Raw genomic sequence first — 15,334 nt, forward strand, 5'->3', positions numbered from 1 at the left:
TTTCTTGTTCGATGCGCCTGTACGAATACTGCCGCGATCCCTGAAGGGATTGGCTGGACGGCGCTCGGGCCGTCCAGCCGGGTCGTGCATCAGCTCTTGGCGTTCTGCTCGTAAGAGTAGTGATAGTTGCCGTAAGAGCCGTAGTTACTGGCCTTGCGCTCCACGGCGTTGAAGATCACGCCCTTGAGCGGAATGCCGTTGAGGTCGAAGCGGCGCTTGGTCGCCTCAAGCTCCTTGACACTGTTCACGCCGAAACGTGCGACGATCAGGCTGGTACCGGCGTGGCTGCCGATGATGCCGGCCTCGGTCACCGCCAGGATCGGCGGGGTGTCGATGATCACGATGTCGTACAGCTCGCTGAATTTCTTCAGCACGGTGGTGAATCTCAGGCTCATCAGCAGTTCCGACGGATTCGGCGGGAACTGGCCGCAGGAGACGAAATCCAGGCTGCCGACTTCGGTCTTCTTGATGGCGTCGTTCAGGGCGATGCGGCCACTCAGCAGATCGGACAGACCGTCCTGCTGCTTGGTGTTCATCAGCTTGTGCAGATAGCCCTTGCGCATGTCGCCGTCGATCAGCAGGACGCGCTGACCGGACTCGGCGATCACCGCGGCCAGGTTCGAGGACACGAAGGACTTGCCGACGCCCGGGCTGGGACCGGAGATCATCAGGATGTTGTTCTTGGCCTCGATCATGGCGAAGTGCAGGCTGGTACGCAGGCTGCGCAGCGCCTCGGTGCTCAGATCGGTCGGATGGGTGAGGGCGGTCAGCGAGGACTCGCCCGGCTGCTTGGTGCCCAGTACCTTGGTGGTGTCCGCCTGGTTCTTGCTGTAGGGGATCGAGGCGTAGACCGGCAGGCCGATCTGCTCGATGGCTTCCGGGGTCTCGACACCGCGACGCAGGGTGTGACGGGTGTAGACGATGGCCAGGCCGACGATGCCGCCCAGGATGATGGCGACGGCGATGATCAGCGGCTTGTTGGGGGCGGACGGATCGTCAACGTTGGCGTTGGCGTTATCGATGATGCGGACGCTACCCACGGTACCGGCGCGAATGACTTCCAGCTCCTGGGCCTTGTTCAGCATCAGCGCATAGGTCTGACCGGTCACTTCGATGTCGCGGTTCAGGCGCAGCAGTTCCTGCTGGGTTTCCGGCAGCACTTCGACGCGCTTCTGCAGCTTGGCGCGCTCGGCCTGGAGTTGGCCCAGCTGGCTCATCAGCGCCTGGTAGGCCGGGTGCTGGCGAGTGAACTTGCGGTCCATCTCGGTGCGCTTGAGGTTCAGCTCGGAGATCTGGTTATCCAGGGCAACGGTCTGTTCCAGGACACCCTTGGTCTCGCTGTCGATGTCGACCGACTTCTTGTTGGTCTGGTAGTAGTTCAGCGCGGACTGGGCCTTTTCCAGATCGGATTTCACGACCGGGATCTGGGCGCGCAGGAATTCCAGGCTCTGGGTGGACTCGGCGGCGTTGCGATCGATGTTCTGCTGAACGTAGATGTCCGCGACTTCCTGGACGATGGCCTGGGCCTTCAGCGGATCCGCGTCTTGCAGACCGACACCGATGATGCCCGACATCTTGCCGCGTTCACCGGCGACGATGCGGCCCTGGTATTCCTGGATGGTCTTGGAGAAACGCTTCTTCATGATGGTGAATTCGGTGCCGGGGCGAGCCTGCAGCGTAGTCACCTTGATCTGGTAACCGGCATTGCTCACCGGCTGGCCGAGGCCACCGTGCAGTACCACTTCGTCGTCGGCGTTGAAGACGGTGAAGTTCTGGTTGTCCTCGACCTTCAGCTTCATCGGCTTGTCGAGGTTGCTGTCCGGCACTTCCAGCTGGTCGATGACCAGTTTCTCGCCGCCCCAGGCGAAGCTGTTCAGGCCGAGCAGGGGAGAGGCGACGTCGGTTTCATTCTGCGGCTCGAAACGGCGCGCGACGAAGTTGCCGATCAGCGGGAAATAGCGCGGCTTGACCTCGATATCCAGCTTGAGGTTCTCGATCGCCTTGCCGATCACCGAGCGCGACTTGAGCAGCTCGATCTCGGTCACCGCCTCAGGCATGGGCGGCGGCATGCCGCTGGTCTGGTCGGTCAGTCGGGTAACGCCCTTCTTCTCCATTTCGATCTGGATCATGGCGTTGGACGAATACATCGGCGTGGCCAGGATGGCGTAGCCAATACCGAGCGCAGCGAAAATGCCGATTACCGACAGCAGTTGCCATTTGTAATCGATCAACATTCCGAAGAGTGCGGAGAAGTTGATATCCGACTCATTTTTAACTTCGGGAGTAAAGCGAGGCATCGTGGTCATGAAATTCCTTCTTCCCTATTTGATGTATGGAAGCCAACTGTCTACACAGCGCGTCAAAAGTATTTGGACATTTTGAAACATCTCTTTAGAAAGGCGATAAGGGTCTGGTACTTCTTGATTGCTCAACCATTTCCCGATCAGAAAAACCTTACCCCTGACTTCAGGAGCAATACTTTCGACGGAGCGTGAGTGGAACTCTTCCATGGTCAAAATCAAATCCGCCTTGCGCAGCATCTCTGCATCCGCCTGGCGAGCTTTGTGGGTGGTGAAATCGATGCCGTTCTCCCGTAGCAATACCTCCTGAGCGGTCTTTTCCATGCCGTGGCCCACTAGCGCCCTTATGCCGGCCGAACCGACCTGGACGTCACGGCCTTCCAGCGCCTTGGCCAGTAGTGCTTCTGCGACCGGGCTGCGACAGATGTTCCCTTCGCATACAACCAATATCGACTTGATCATTCTTCAAAAACCTTCCTGTTGTCCGGACAACAGGTATCGACGGCAGATAGCCCAGCAAAGCCCGTACAGGAGTTGCTCGCTGCCGATGTAATTAGAGTCGGGAGTCCAGGCTCCAGATCGTCGTGCTGAGTAGTGGGGCCAACGGCCCCGGCCAGACTCAGTATGCGTTCTTATTGATGAAGCCTTTGAACAGCGTGAGGAAGATGATCTTGACGTCCCACCAGAAGGACCAGTGGTGGATATAGTCCAGATCGAACTCGACGCGCTTCTGCATCTTGTCCAGAGTGTCGGTCTCGCCGCGCCAGCCATTGACCTGAGCCCAACCGGTAATGCCGGGCTTCATCTTGTGGCGGAGCATGTAGCCCTGCACCAGCTTGCGGTATTGCTCGTTGTGAGCGACGGCATGGGGACGGGGACCCACGATGGACATTTCGCCGCGGAGTACATTAATGAATTGAGGCAATTCATCGAGAGACGTACGTCGTAAAAATGCACCAAACGGGGTGATGCGGGAGTCATTCTTGGTCGCCTGGGTGACCTTGGCGCCATTTTCCATGACCTTCATGCTGCGGAATTTCCACACTTCGATCGGCTTGCCGTCCATGCCGTAGCGCTTCTGCTTGAAGAAGATCGGACCGGGCGAGGTGATCTTGATGCCGATGGCGATGGCCAGCATGGGCAGGGAGATCATGGCCAGGATGATCGAAGACAGCACGATGTCCTCGATACGCTTGACGATATGGCTGGCGCCATCCATCGGGGTATCGAAGATGCTGATGCTGGGCAGGCCGTCCAGGCTCTCGCTACGGGCATGCAGCAGGTGGAACATGAAGATGTCCGGGATGATGTAGACCGACGCGGTGGTATCGCTCAGCTCCTGGACCAGCCAGTTGATCTTGCTCTGATCGGCCATGCCCAGGGTGATGTAGACCTTGTCGACCTGGCCGGAGCGAACGTCCTGCATGAGGCGATCCAGACCGCCATTCAGCGCCGGGCTGGGCACGCCTTCTTCACCGGTGTCCTGGTTGTCGCTGTAGAAACCGGCGATGCGCAGGCCCATCCAGGGGGCGGTGCTGATGGTGTGCGCCAGGCGCTGGGCGACCATACCGTTGCCGGCGATGGCGACGTTGCGGGTGTTGATGCCGGCCTTGCGCAGGGAATGCATGATCGAGCGCAGCAGCACGCGATAGCCGCACAGCGTGCCCAGCGTCAGACCCAACCAGCCCTGCATCACGCCAGGCGAGAGATAGGACTGATCGAAGAAGAAGTAGTCGACCATGAACACGGTCGCGAAGGTCAGCACCCAGTAGGTGGCGATCTTGAGCAGTTCGTCGGTGATGCGCTCACCCCGCCAGGAACCATAGACGTGGTTCAGCTCGGTGAGGAAATGGAAGATCAGCAAGGACAGGAAGATGACGACCCAATGCTCGGGACGCATGCCGGTTTCCGACGCCCAGGTGCCTGCCACATAGGCGCTCAGCGTGATCACGGCGAGGTCGAGCAGGCGGTGTGCGAGCGAGATTGCCGAGGAATTCGTATGCAAAATGCCGCGTTCTTTCAAATTCATGGTTCCATCCTTGTGCGTATACCGTGCACGAACTTTCAACTGGGCGAGGCAGCTACCAGCGTATGAAATGTTCACTATGGCGCTCTAGGACCGATGACTGACCACCGATCGCTAAATGCCATGATGGCTGTAGCGACGTTAGGACTCGGCACTGATAAAGAGGTTCACACGGTAAAAAGGCGGGAAGGCGCTGTCGAGTTGGCCCAGATCAGGGCAAATAGCACGCCAGTCGGGCTACGGCGGAGGAGGGGAAGTGAAGAAGGGGGGAGTGCGTCACAGCGCGGGCGGACGGCTGGCACACTTCTCTCGCATCAGGGTGCGATGAGTGGCTTGCCCGGGCAGCGGAAGGCAGGAAAACGTTCCGTCGGACTTTAACGCGGGATGTGGGAATTGTGAGCTGATTCACCAAACAATGAGACAGCCAGACCGGTCAGGTCGGGTGTAGGCCAGTCCCTGGCCTGAAACACGCCTCAATGGCGATGATGGGACTGAAAACTCAGGGGGGAATTGACGGGAAGGTTGGAAATCTTGGAGTGCCAGGCTGAATTTCTCGAGTTGTCGTGGGAGAACAACAGGAACGACCAGCTGACGAGGAGCGAGGCCACCGCAAGCCAGGGCAGCTGGGCTTGGGCGAAGACGAGGCAACCGGCAACGCCGGTCCAAACGGGCAGGTAGTAGCGCATTTTTGTTATTCCTGCTTTTTTTGCGAGATTGCAACCTAACTATTGTGCAGACTTTGTGAGAAGTCCATCACCAAAAGGTATTTTTTACACTCCTCAGCTCAGATTCCGACAAACGTGCAGGATAGAGCGGCTGTAGGCCTATGCCGGGCAGGGTTTTTCCGCGCTCAGCAGCAGATTCCGGGGTGTCAGGCTGGCCGGACAGAAGGTCCCCAACGTCACACTGTAACCTTGTTCCTGTAGGAACAGCGCCTGGTCCAGCACCAGCCAGAGTTCCAGCGGGCGGCGGAACAGGCCGCGCAGCAGTTCGAGATTACGAACTTCTGCCAGCCGCTGGAAGCCTCGACGTTCCCACAGCGGCCAGTCGATCGCCGCGGGAAGCTTCAGCGCCTTGCGCCGCGCCAGCTCCGCACCGAACGCCGAGAAGGGCTGGCGCAGCCAGTGGCTGGGTAGCGGCGGCGTATTGAGATAGACGTCGCGCCCACTGAGTTCGCGTTGCAGGAGATCGAATCCCAGGCGTCGCGCCATGGACAGGTCCCTGTCCCGCCGCACCCGCTGCCCGCCGGTGACGGTTTCGCAGAGCGCCAGGCGCAGGGCTTCGCGGTCCAGGCGCAGCGCCGAGGCCTGCGCCGCGGTGGACAACGGGTCATACACCTCGGTGGAGATGCGGTCATAGCAGCAGGGCGCCAGGGCCAGTTGCTGACAGCCGCGCGCTGCCGTCACCCTGAGCAGCCGGGTGTGCAGGTCGCCGCAGGCGTGCAGGGCGACGGGCGTGTCGCGACTGCCGAGCTGGTCGCCTGCCAGCGGTTGGAGCACATCGGCCTGATAATGGTGCACCGGGGCCCGGCCCCGGTGGCTGAGCCTTTCGCCCTCCTCGACCAGGGCCGCGTCGAACTCCAGGCAGACGGCTGGCGCACCCTGATGGGTCAGGTGCCTAGCCAGGTGGCCCTTGCCCGCGCACCAGTCGACCCAGCGCTGCACCGGTTGCCGGAAGTCCAGTTTGCGACTGAAGGCTTCGATCTGCAGCCACTTGCGCCCCGGCACGTCGACGTCTTGCCTGCCGGACAAGGTGCGGCCAGGAGCGTCTGGGTAGGCGTGGACCTGACTGAGCGCCAGCGAGGTCTCTGCCAGGGAGCGGAAGGGCTCAGGTGCGGCCAGCAGCTGAGGGGTATTATGGGCGGCCTCGGCTTCCTCCAGACTGCGGGCCCGCAGCCAGCGAGCCAGCTCCGCATGGCTCGATTCCCAGGCCAGCTCCCGTTCGACGAAGGGTCTGGGTCGCCACAGGTGCTGATGGCGGGTCAGAAAGAGATCCAGGGCGGTGAAGCGTTCGAGGAAAGCAGCGGCGAGCATGATGGCATTATGCAGTGACGGGATTGGCAGGAAGGCAAGGCCTGGCCACTATTGTCACTTCGCCCGGGCATGCTTGGGTATCGAAATTTCCCGCGCCTGGCCAGGTGGCTGGCTGCGCTGCCGATCCGCATTCATTTGACGTTCGACGCGGGGCCTGCGGCTCTCGAAGAGCGAGGCCAGGCGACGACCGTGGGTCAGTTGGATGAATCGATTTATCTCAAAGCCGGACATCCGGTCGTGTGACCAGTACTTGTCGCGCTAACATTGTCTGTTCGGTATATCCCAGAAGGAAAATCCTATGAAGCCAACCTCCCCGCACAAGCTGCGTCTAGCGTTCAGAGCCCTGCTCAAATCGGACAGCTGCTATCACACGGCGTCCGTCTTCGATCCCATGTCGGCGCGTATCGCCAACGACCTGGGTTTCGAAATGGGCATCCTCGGCGGGTCGGTGGCTTCCCTGCAGGTGTTGGCCGCGCCGGACTTCGCCCTGATCACCCTCAGCGAGTTCGTCGAGCAGGCCACGCGCATCGGGCGGGTCGCTCGGCTGCCCATCATCGCCGACGCCGATCACGGCTACGGCAATGCGCTGAACGTGATGCGCACCATCACCGAACTCGAACGCGCCGGGGTGGCTGCCCTGACCATCGAGGACACCGTGCTGCCGGCCGGCTATGGTCGCAAGTCCACGGATCTAGTGAGCGTCGAAGAAGGCATCGGCAAGATCAAGGGTGCGCTGGAAGCCCGTATCGACGAGGCCCTGAGCATCTTCGCCCGCACCAACGCCACCGAATTGAGCACCGAGGAAGTCATCTCCCGCACCAAGGCCTACGAGGCCGCGGGTGCGGACGGTATCTGCATGGTCGGCATTCGCGATTTCGCTCATCTGGAAGAGATCACCCAGCACCTGAGCGTGCCGGTAATGCTGGTGACCTACGGCAATCCCCAGTTGCGCGACAACGCCCGCCTGGCCAAGGCCGGGGTCCGGGTGGTGGTGAACGGGCATGCGGCCTACTTCGCGGCGATCAAGGCGACCTACGACTGCCTCAGAGAGCAGCGCGACATCACCGCGTCCGACCTGTCCGCGTCCGAACTCTCCACCAAGTACTCGACCCTGCAGGAGTATCGAGTCTGGGCGCGGGAATTCATGGACGTGAAGGAGTAACCATCAGGCGGTGCTCAGCGAACTCGGTTGCAGAGCCTTGCTGGGAAAGGGTGTCACGATCTCCAGATCCAGATCGGCGGGCAGATGCAGCGCAGCGACCCGGGCCTCGACAAAGGCGCGCATTTCCTGACGGAAGCGCTTGGTGGCGAAGCGCTCGGCATTCTGCCGGCACGCCTGCTGGCTGATCGGCGTTTCCAGGGCCTCGAACTGGCGCACGGCGGCGCATAGCGAGGCAGCGGTCTGCTCCGGATAGAAGACGCCGGTGGGGTGTTGCGCATCGAGGCCGCGCACGGTTTCCAGGACGCCACCCCGGCCATAGGCGATGACGGGGGTACCGCAGGCCTGGGCTTCGATGGGGGTGATGCCGAAATCTTCCTCGGCGGCAAAGACGAAGGCCCGCGCTCTGCGCATGTGGTCGAGCATGCAGTCGAAGTCCTGGTAACCGAGCAGGGTGACGTTGGGGCCCGCGACTTCCTTGGCCTTCTCGAATTCGGGGCCGGCGCCGATCACCACCAGCTTCTTGTCGGGCATCGAGCTGAAGGCCTCGACGATCATGGGCATGCGCTTGTAGGGCACCATGCGCGACGCCGTGAGATAGAAGTCCTCCTTGCCGCCGCTGGGGGTGAAGCGACTGATGTCGACCGGCGGATAGATGACCTTGGCTTCGCGGCGATAGGCCTTGCTGATGCGCCGGGCGATGAAGTGGGAGTTGGCGACGAAGGCGTCCACGCCGGCGGCGGTGCGCTGATCCCAGATGCGCACGTAGTGCAGGATGACGCGCGCCAGCTTGCCCTTGAGGCCGCGGTCGAGACCGGCTTCCTTGAGGTACTGGTGCTGCAGGTCCCAGGCATAGCGGATGGGCGAGTGGACATAGCTGATGTGCAGCTGGTCCGGACCGGTCAGGACGCCCTTGGCCACCGCATGGCTGCTGGAGATGATCAGGTCGTAGCCGGACAGGTCGAGTTGCTCGATGGCGTGCGGCATCAGTGGCAGATAGGTCTGATAGCGCTTCTTGGCCTGGGGCAGGCGCTGGATGAAGGTGGTGGTCGCCTGCTTGCCTTGCAGCTGCGCCCGATCCTCGTCCGAGAGGAAGTCGATCACGCTGAACAGGTCTGCCTCCGGCCAGATGTCGAGCAGTTCGGCGAGCACGCGTTCGGCGCCAGCAAAGGTTACCAACCAATCGTGAACGATGGCGATTTTCATGTCGTCTTCCTTAAGCGTGAAATGAAATCAAGTGCTGGTGCTGAATCATGGAGTGCGGGTCTTTCTGGTCACTGCATATCCCCAGGGCAGCCGGGTAATCTCGATCTCGTCCGAAGCGCTGTCGAGTTCATGCAACTTGATGGTTGGGCTTGGTGCAAAGACGGCGTCTGTTGCAGGCGTTTCGAAACATTCGGCGTTTTCCGGACGCTCCGCGGTCTCTGCCGCGGTGGCGTCCGAGCTGCTGGGCAGCCGGTGGCAATCAGCGACCTGAAGGACGCGCCCGGACACACTCGAGTCGTCGAGCGTCAGGGGTACAGAGGAACGGCTCTGGCCTGCCATGGCGTTGCTTGTCTCTTCCATGAGTTCTTGATCGCTGAATTGTTGTTGTGGGGTCGTTTCAGGCGGCTCTGGCCGTGACCTTCGTGGTGGTCGCCAGGGCGCTGTCCAGCAGGTCGGAGACCTTTCTCGCCGAGGTCTGCCAGTTGAAGCGCTGGATGTTGGCCAGGCCCTTGGCGCGGAGCGCCTCCCTGAGCGGTGCGTCCTGGAGGATGGTGCGCATCGCCTGGGTGATGCTGGCCGTCTCGTAGGGATCGAAGTAGAGGACGCTGTCCTGCAGCACTTCCGGCATGGAGGCGGTGTTGGCCGAGATCACCGGGCAGCCGCAGGCCTGGGCTTCGAGGGGCGGGATGCCGAACCCCTCGTAGAGCGACGGAAAGACGAAGGCGGTGGCCTGGCGATACTGGCGTGCCAGTTCGGCATCGTCGATGCGGCCGAGCAGCTTGACCCGCGAATCCCGGGCGGCCAGGGTCGCCAGGTCGTTCTGACCGAACACGGCGTGGCTGTCGCCGACGATGCGCAACTCGACCTTCAGATCCCGCGGCAGGGCGGCGAAGGCCTCCAGCATCCGCGAGAAATTCTTGTGGTAGCTGGGCGAGGACACCGCCAGCAGATAGGGGGTCTCGGCGCGATCGATCCGCGGCTCCAGGGTGAAGGCATCGGCGACGGCGTTGGGCACCACCGTGATCGAGTCGCTCGGATAGCGATAGAAGCGCGAGATCTCGTCCCGGGAGAATTCACTCACGGTGATCAGGGCGTTCGAGCGCTTGAGCAGCATGGGGATCAGGCAGCGGTACGAGGTGCGGAATTTCCACGAATAGCTCTCGGGAAAGCGCACGTAGTTGATGTCGTGATGGGTGGCGATCTGGTTGGTGTAAAGCAGCGGCGCCGTGCTGCACAGCGACAGCAGCAGGGGGCTGCCCTGGCTCTTCAGCCAGTTCGGCAGATCCCATTGCTCCCAGCGCTGCCCCTGGCGGGTGCCGATGACTTCGATGCCCAGCCGTTTGGCCACCTCGGGCCTGACGGCGCCGGGCGGCGCGACGAAGCGCAGGTCGGATCTCAGCTTCGCCAGCTCCAGCGAGATGCATTCCGCGAAGCGCTGAACGCCGCGAAGATCCTGGGTGATGAAGCGGGAATTGACGATGATCATGATTCTGCCCGTTGCCGTGACCTGGGGTGGATCAGTTGGAAAGCTGTGTGTGAGGTACGAGAAGCGGCTTGGTGGAGCCGTGTTGCGCCTTGCCCAGGACGTCCTCGAAGAGCGCCTGGTACTGGTCGAGCATGGTGTCCATGCTCAGCAGATCGGCCACCGCGGTGCGGCTCAGCAGACTCAGGCGCTGGCGCAGCTCGGTATCGTCATGCAGGCACTGCAGGGCGCGGCCCAGGGAGTCGCGGTCGTCGGGGTTGCAGAGCAGCCCGTTGACGCCGTCGCGGACGATCTCCGGCAGGCCGCCCATGCGGCTGGCGATGACCGGCTTCTGGAAGGCACAGGCCTCGACGGCGACCATGCCGAAGGGCTCGGCCCACAGCGACGGCGCGACGAAGACATCGATGTTTCGGTAGAAGGCTTCGGGCTTCTGATAACCGACGAAGCTGACCTTTTGCGGATCGGCCATGGCCTTGAGCTGGGCTTCGTAGTCCAGCTGGCCCTTGCCGGCGATGGTCAGGGTCGCGTTGAGCGACAGCCGCTGGAACTGCTCGATCAGCCAGCCCACACCCTTGTTTTCCGACAGGGTGCCCATGTAGCCGAAGCGGACGACGCCGTCCGGACTGGGGGTCGCGGTCTCGGCATTGCTGCCGGCGATCAGGCTGGCGTTGTAGATGACCTGACGCGGAACGCCGCTGAAGTAGCCCTTGTTCACGATGGTATCCAGCAGGTACCGGCTGACGCCGACGACGGCATCCACCTTGGCGGACTGCTCGGCATGGGGCCGGCGCAGGGCCGCGCAGCTGCCACAGAGTTTCTGGCAGCTCTGGCCCTTCTTGAACAGGGTGTTCTTCGGGCACAGCAGGTACATGTCGTGCAGCACCTGCACGATGGGCACGCCGCTGGCGCGGATCTCGTCCCAGGCCGCGACCGACCAGCCGGACAGGTTGTGGCATACCACCAGGTCCGGCTTTTCCTGTTGCAGCACCTGGCGCAGGGGCGCCCGCATCGCGCTGTTGTACTGGTCGCGAAAGTGCCAGCCGAAGCGCGCCAGCGGACCGGGGCGCTGCTGGGTCAGGGGCCAGTAGAAATTCTTCAGCCCGGCGCGATAGACGCGAACGTCGTTCACCGTCTCCTGCCGCACACCCTGCTCGGGACCGGTCACCAGCACGGCCACGTCGTGACCGCGCTGCTGGAAGCCTTCCACGCTGCGTTGCAGGATGAGCTCCGCACCACCGCCCACATGGGGCGGATAGAAGCTGTTGAGAAAGAGCAGTTTCATAGCGGATAGCTGCGGTTTATCCCCAGCGCGCCGGTTTCGCCGTCTTGGACCGCCTGCCGGATCAGCGCCAGGCGCTGACGGCTCTTGTCGTCACGGGCGAACAGCTTGAGCAGGGTGTGGAAGACATAGCGGTTGAGGCTGTACATCGGCCGGGAGCTGGCCCAGACGTTCTTGTCGAACCAGGCCTGGTTGCGCGCGGCGTAGTAGGCGCGGAAGTCCGAGCCGGCCTGCAGATAGTTCTGGTAGACGTTGCTGGTGCCTTCCTTGATGTTCCAGGAATGCTCCAGTTCTTCGAGTTCCGCCTCGGTGACCATGAACAGCTTTCCGCCGGCCTGGGTGATGCGGTAGGTGTACTCGGTGTCGTCGGAATAGAGCACCAGCTCGCGCAGGGGCAGGCCGATGCGCTCATAGAGGCTGCGGTGGGCAAGCATGCCGCCATAGGGGGCGAAGGGCAGCTCGACCAGGGCTTCCGGCTGGCCACCGCGCGGACGGCCCCAGGGCAGGCGGCGCCAGATCTTGTAGGGGATGCGGGCCACGTGGAAGCCGAAGTAGCTCGAACGTGGCTGGGTGATCATCTTGGTCGGGATGCACTGGGCGATGTCGGCCTGCTGGGTCGGCCGGTAGCCGAGCACGGCGACCTTGTCGTGGCCATGGGCGGCGCCGAGTTCGCCGAGGCGCCGGTGCAGGACGTCGAGGGCATCGCCCAGGGGGGCGTTATCGTCGTCCATCATCCAGATATGGGTGGTGTCGGTGGCCAGGGCCGCTTCCAGGGCCACGGCGTAACCGTTGGCGGAACCGGTGTTCTCGCTCAGGGCGATCACCTTGACCTGACCGGGCCAGCGGGCTTCGAGGCTATCCAGCGACACCGTCGCCGCATTGCTCACCACGATGACCTGGTGAATGGTGCGCTCGGCCAGGGCGCGGGTGACGAGCTGCTCCAGGTAGCAGAGGCGATTGCCGTAGGTGACGGTAACGACCGTGGTTTTGCATTGCATGAAGAGACTCTCCAAAGGGCCTTGGGTACTGGGTCAGGCGCGCAGCCGTTGGCTGACGGGGGCCGCTGCCGACAATTGATCGAGAGCGACGCTGACCCGCTGTTCGCGTTGCAGGATGCGCAGCAGGATGATGGCCCGCTCGTTGCCATCGGCACTCAGGAACACGGCGTCCATTTCCAGCTCCTGGCTGTATTGCACCCGCACGGCCGCGCCGGGCTGGTGGGCGGGTGCAGGCTCCGCCAGGGCGGCGAGCCGCTGGCGGATATCGTCGATGATGGCTTCGCTCACCGCCGTCGGCTGGGTGCCGAAGCTGACGATGCGATTGACGCCGCGCGTCGAGCGGATGGGGTACCAGTTGTCGTTCACGTCATTGAGCTGGATGAACAGGTACCCCGGGAACAGCGATTCGCTGCCGGCCGCGCGACTTCTGCCGGACGCCTTGCGCTCGCGCTGGGGCCGGAAGCAGACATAGCCCTGTCTGCTCAGGTTTTCTTCGGCGCGGGCCTCCTGATTGGGCTTGGTCTGCACCAGGTACCAGTGACCGGCGGGATGGGCGAGCGTCATGGGCGAGTTCCTTCTCTTGGGGCTATCGGTCGCGACGGAGCGGCGTATCAGGTACGGGGGCCGTATTCGTAGTAGCCGTAGACGCCATCGTCTTCCATGGACGTCGAGGCCTTGCGCTGCACGCCGTTGAGGATGGCGCCCTTGATGGTGATGCCGTTCTGGGCGAAGCGGCGACGGGAGTTCTCCACCGCCTTGAGGGTGCTCTGGCCGAAACGGGTGACCAGCAGGGTGGTGCCGGCGAGGCGACCCACCAGGGCGGCATCGGTCACCGCCAGGATCGGCGGGGTATCGATGATCACCAGGTCGTAGAGGCTGCCCACTTCGTCCAGCAGACGGGAGAAGTTGGCGTGCATCAGCAGCTCCGAGGGATTCGGCGCGGCCTGACCACAGCTGATGATGTCCAGCTGGGCGATACCGCTCGGCACGATGGCTTCACGCAGCTTGCTGCGACCGGTCAGCAGCTCGGACAGGCCGGCTTGCGGCTGCAGGCCGAACACGCGGTGCAGATAGCCCTTGCGCATGTCGGCGTCGATCAGCAGCACGCGCTGACCCGACTGGGCGACCACCGCGGCGAGGTTGCTGGAGACGAAGGATTTGCCGACGCCCGGGGTCGGGCTGGAAATCATGATCACCCGGTTCTTGGCTTCCAGCATGGCGAAGTGCAGGCTGGATCTCAGGCTGCGCAGGGATTCCACCGCCAGGTTGGCCGGCTGCACCACGCTCAGCAGATTGGGTTCGCCGGTACGGGTCTTCTTTTTCAGGCGACGATTCAGGCGCTCCTGGTCCTTGGTGAAGGGCAGGGTGGAATAGACCGGCAGGCCGATCTGCTCGACGGTGTCCGGATTCTCGATGCCCTTCTGGAAGGCCTGGCGGACGAAGACCACCACCACCGAGGTCACCAGACCCAGCAGCAGCGACAGGATCAGCGCGATCTTGCGGTTGGTGGCCGGCTCGTCGAGGTTGACGTCGGCGTTGTCGACCAGGCGCACGTTGCCGATGGTGCCGGCACGGATGATGTCCTGTTCCTGGGCCTGGTTGAGCAGCAGCTGATAGGTCTGGTTGGTGACCTTCATGTCGCGGTTCAGGCGCAGCAGCTCCTGCTGGGTGCTCGGCAGGGCCTCCACCTTGCGCTGCAGGCTGCGTTTTTCCACTTCCAGCTGGGCGAGCTGGTTCAGCAGGGTCTTGTAGCTGGGGTGATCGCGGGTATAGAGGCGATCGTATTCGGCCTGCTTGAGCTTGAGCTGGGAAATGGAGGTATCGAGGGTGACGATCTTGTCCAGGACCGCCTTGGTTTCCAGGCTGATGTCCACGGAGCGGCTGTTGGTCTGGTAGTTGTTCAGGGCCGCTTCGGCGCTTTCCAGGTCCTTGCGCACCGCCGGCAGCTGGCCACGGAGGAAGTCCAGGCGCTGGGCGGCTTCGGCCGAGCTGCGCTCGACGTTCTGCAGCACGTACAGGCGGCTGATCTCGGACAGGACGCTCTTGGCCAGATCGGGATTCTCGTCGGCCAGGGACAGGTAGATGATCCCCGACTCCTTGCCCGCTTCGCTGGTCTTGATGCGGTTCTGATAGAGCTGCGCGGTGGTGATGACGCGGTTGCGGGTCACCTTGAATTCGGTACCGGGACGCGCGGTCAGGGTCTTGATCTGCATGCGGTAGCCGTTACCGCTGGCCATCTGGCCGACCTGGCCGTCGAGCAGGGGCTGCTTGTCCTTGTCCAGCAGGCGGTAGCGACCATTGCTGCCGGCCACCACGGTCAGGGTTTCACCGTACATGTCGTCCGGCACGTCGAACTGGAAGACGTCGATCTGTTCGCCGCCCCAGGCGAAGCCGCGCAGTTGCGGCCAGCTGTCCGCCAGCTGACCCGGCTTTTCGGCTTCGTAGTGGCGCCACAGGTAGTGGCCGATCAGCGGGAAGAAGCGCGGCTTGGCCTCGATGTCCAGGCGCAGATTCTCCACGGTCTTGGTCAGCACCGCGCGCGACTTCAGCAGCTCGATCTCGGCTACCGCCGGCGAGGCGGAATTGGGTCGCACCACGGTCTCGGCGACCGCCGTGAGCGCATTCTTCTTGGGTTCGATCTGGATCATCGCCCCGGCGACGTATTGCGGAGTCGACAGCACGGCATAGGTGATGCCCACGGCCAGAAAACCGGCGGTGATGCCCGCGATCAGCTTCTTGTGATCAAGAAGCGTGAGGGCCATCGTCTTGAGGTCCAGATGTTGTTCTTCGTGTTGTTCGAACGAAGAGCGCTGCATGACGGTCATTGGGGTCCCTTCCTTTTAGCTGGAT

At 62.6% G+C, this 15,334-nt stretch carries 13 protein-coding genes; 1 reads left to right on the plus strand and 12 read right to left on the minus strand.

What is annotated here, in order from left to right; all coding sequences use genetic code 11:
* Positions 1-89: 89 nt before the first annotated feature.
* The 5 genes from POR01S_RS09010 to POR01S_RS09030 form a co-directional block, all read right to left on the minus strand.
* Entirely contained in the window at positions 90-2,306 is a 2,217-nt protein-coding gene (locus tag POR01S_RS09010; RefSeq protein WP_027598149.1) for a polysaccharide biosynthesis tyrosine autokinase, read from the minus strand.
* 15 nt (positions 2,307-2,321) lie between these two features.
* Complete coding sequence (locus tag POR01S_RS09015) at positions 2,322-2,762, minus strand: low molecular weight protein-tyrosine-phosphatase (RefSeq protein WP_027598150.1); 441 nt, start codon at positions 2,760-2,762, stop codon at positions 2,322-2,324.
* A gap of 157 nt (positions 2,763-2,919) precedes the next feature.
* On the minus strand, positions 2,920-4,329 hold the full coding sequence (locus tag POR01S_RS09020) for an undecaprenyl-phosphate glucose phosphotransferase (RefSeq protein WP_007161398.1): 1,410 nt from the start codon (positions 4,327-4,329) through the stop codon (positions 2,920-2,922).
* Positions 4,330-4,799: 470 nt separating this feature from the next.
* Complete coding sequence (locus tag POR01S_RS09025) at positions 4,800-5,012, minus strand: hypothetical protein (RefSeq protein ID WP_027598151.1); 213 nt, start codon at positions 5,010-5,012, stop codon at positions 4,800-4,802.
* A gap of 138 nt (positions 5,013-5,150) precedes the next feature.
* The gene (locus POR01S_RS09030) at positions 5,151-6,359 is read right to left on the minus strand and encodes a methyltransferase (RefSeq protein ID WP_081875191.1); all 1,209 of its coding nucleotides are present in this window, start codon (positions 6,357-6,359) and stop codon (positions 5,151-5,153) included.
* Positions 6,360-6,657: 298 nt separating this feature from the next.
* Here POR01S_RS09030 and POR01S_RS09035 point away from each other — a divergent pair, with 298 nt between their 5' ends.
* Positions 6,658-7,521, plus strand: coding sequence for an isocitrate lyase/PEP mutase family protein (locus tag POR01S_RS09035; protein ID WP_027598153.1), 864 nt, complete (start codon positions 6,658-6,660; stop codon positions 7,519-7,521).
* Between the two features lie 3 nt (positions 7,522-7,524).
* Here the strand turns inward: POR01S_RS09035 and POR01S_RS09040 are convergent, their stop codons facing one another.
* The 7 genes from POR01S_RS09040 to POR01S_RS09070 are packed head-to-tail and all read right to left on the minus strand — an operon-like array spanning position 7,525 to position 15,309.
* A complete protein-coding gene (locus POR01S_RS09040) occupies positions 7,525-8,724 on the minus strand; it encodes a glycosyltransferase family 4 protein (protein ID WP_042135267.1) in 1,200 nt (399 codons plus the stop codon).
* Between the two features lie 45 nt (positions 8,725-8,769).
* Positions 8,770-9,084 (minus strand): hypothetical protein, encoded by a 315-nt coding sequence (locus tag POR01S_RS09045; RefSeq protein WP_042135269.1) that lies wholly within the window; start codon positions 9,082-9,084, stop codon positions 8,770-8,772.
* A 37-nt stretch (positions 9,085-9,121) separates the two neighbouring features.
* Entirely contained in the window at positions 9,122-10,210 is a 1,089-nt protein-coding gene (locus tag POR01S_RS09050) for a glycosyltransferase family 4 protein (protein ID WP_042135271.1), read from the minus strand.
* A gap of 31 nt (positions 10,211-10,241) precedes the next feature.
* A complete protein-coding gene (locus POR01S_RS09055) occupies positions 10,242-11,489 on the minus strand; it encodes a glycosyltransferase family 4 protein (RefSeq protein WP_042135272.1) in 1,248 nt (415 codons plus the stop codon).
* A complete protein-coding gene (locus tag POR01S_RS09060) occupies positions 11,486-12,484 on the minus strand; it encodes a glycosyltransferase (protein WP_027598158.1) in 999 nt (332 codons plus the stop codon). Before POR01S_RS09060 ends, POR01S_RS09055 begins: the two co-directional genes overlap by 4 nt.
* Before the next feature lie 33 nt (positions 12,485-12,517).
* Positions 12,518-13,048: a transcription/translation regulatory transformer protein RfaH gene (rfaH, locus tag POR01S_RS09065; RefSeq protein WP_042135274.1), complete on the minus strand. Its 531-nt coding sequence runs from the start codon at positions 13,046-13,048 to the stop codon at positions 12,518-12,520.
* 47 nt (positions 13,049-13,095) lie between these two features.
* Complete coding sequence (locus POR01S_RS09070; protein WP_027598160.1) at positions 13,096-15,309, minus strand: polysaccharide biosynthesis tyrosine autokinase; 2,214 nt, start codon at positions 15,307-15,309, stop codon at positions 13,096-13,098.
* Positions 15,310-15,334: the final 25 nt, after the last annotated feature.

The organism is Pseudomonas oryzihabitans NBRC 102199, assembly GCF_000730625.1.
GTDB lineage: Bacteria > Pseudomonadota > Gammaproteobacteria > Pseudomonadales > Pseudomonadaceae > Chryseomonas > Chryseomonas oryzihabitans.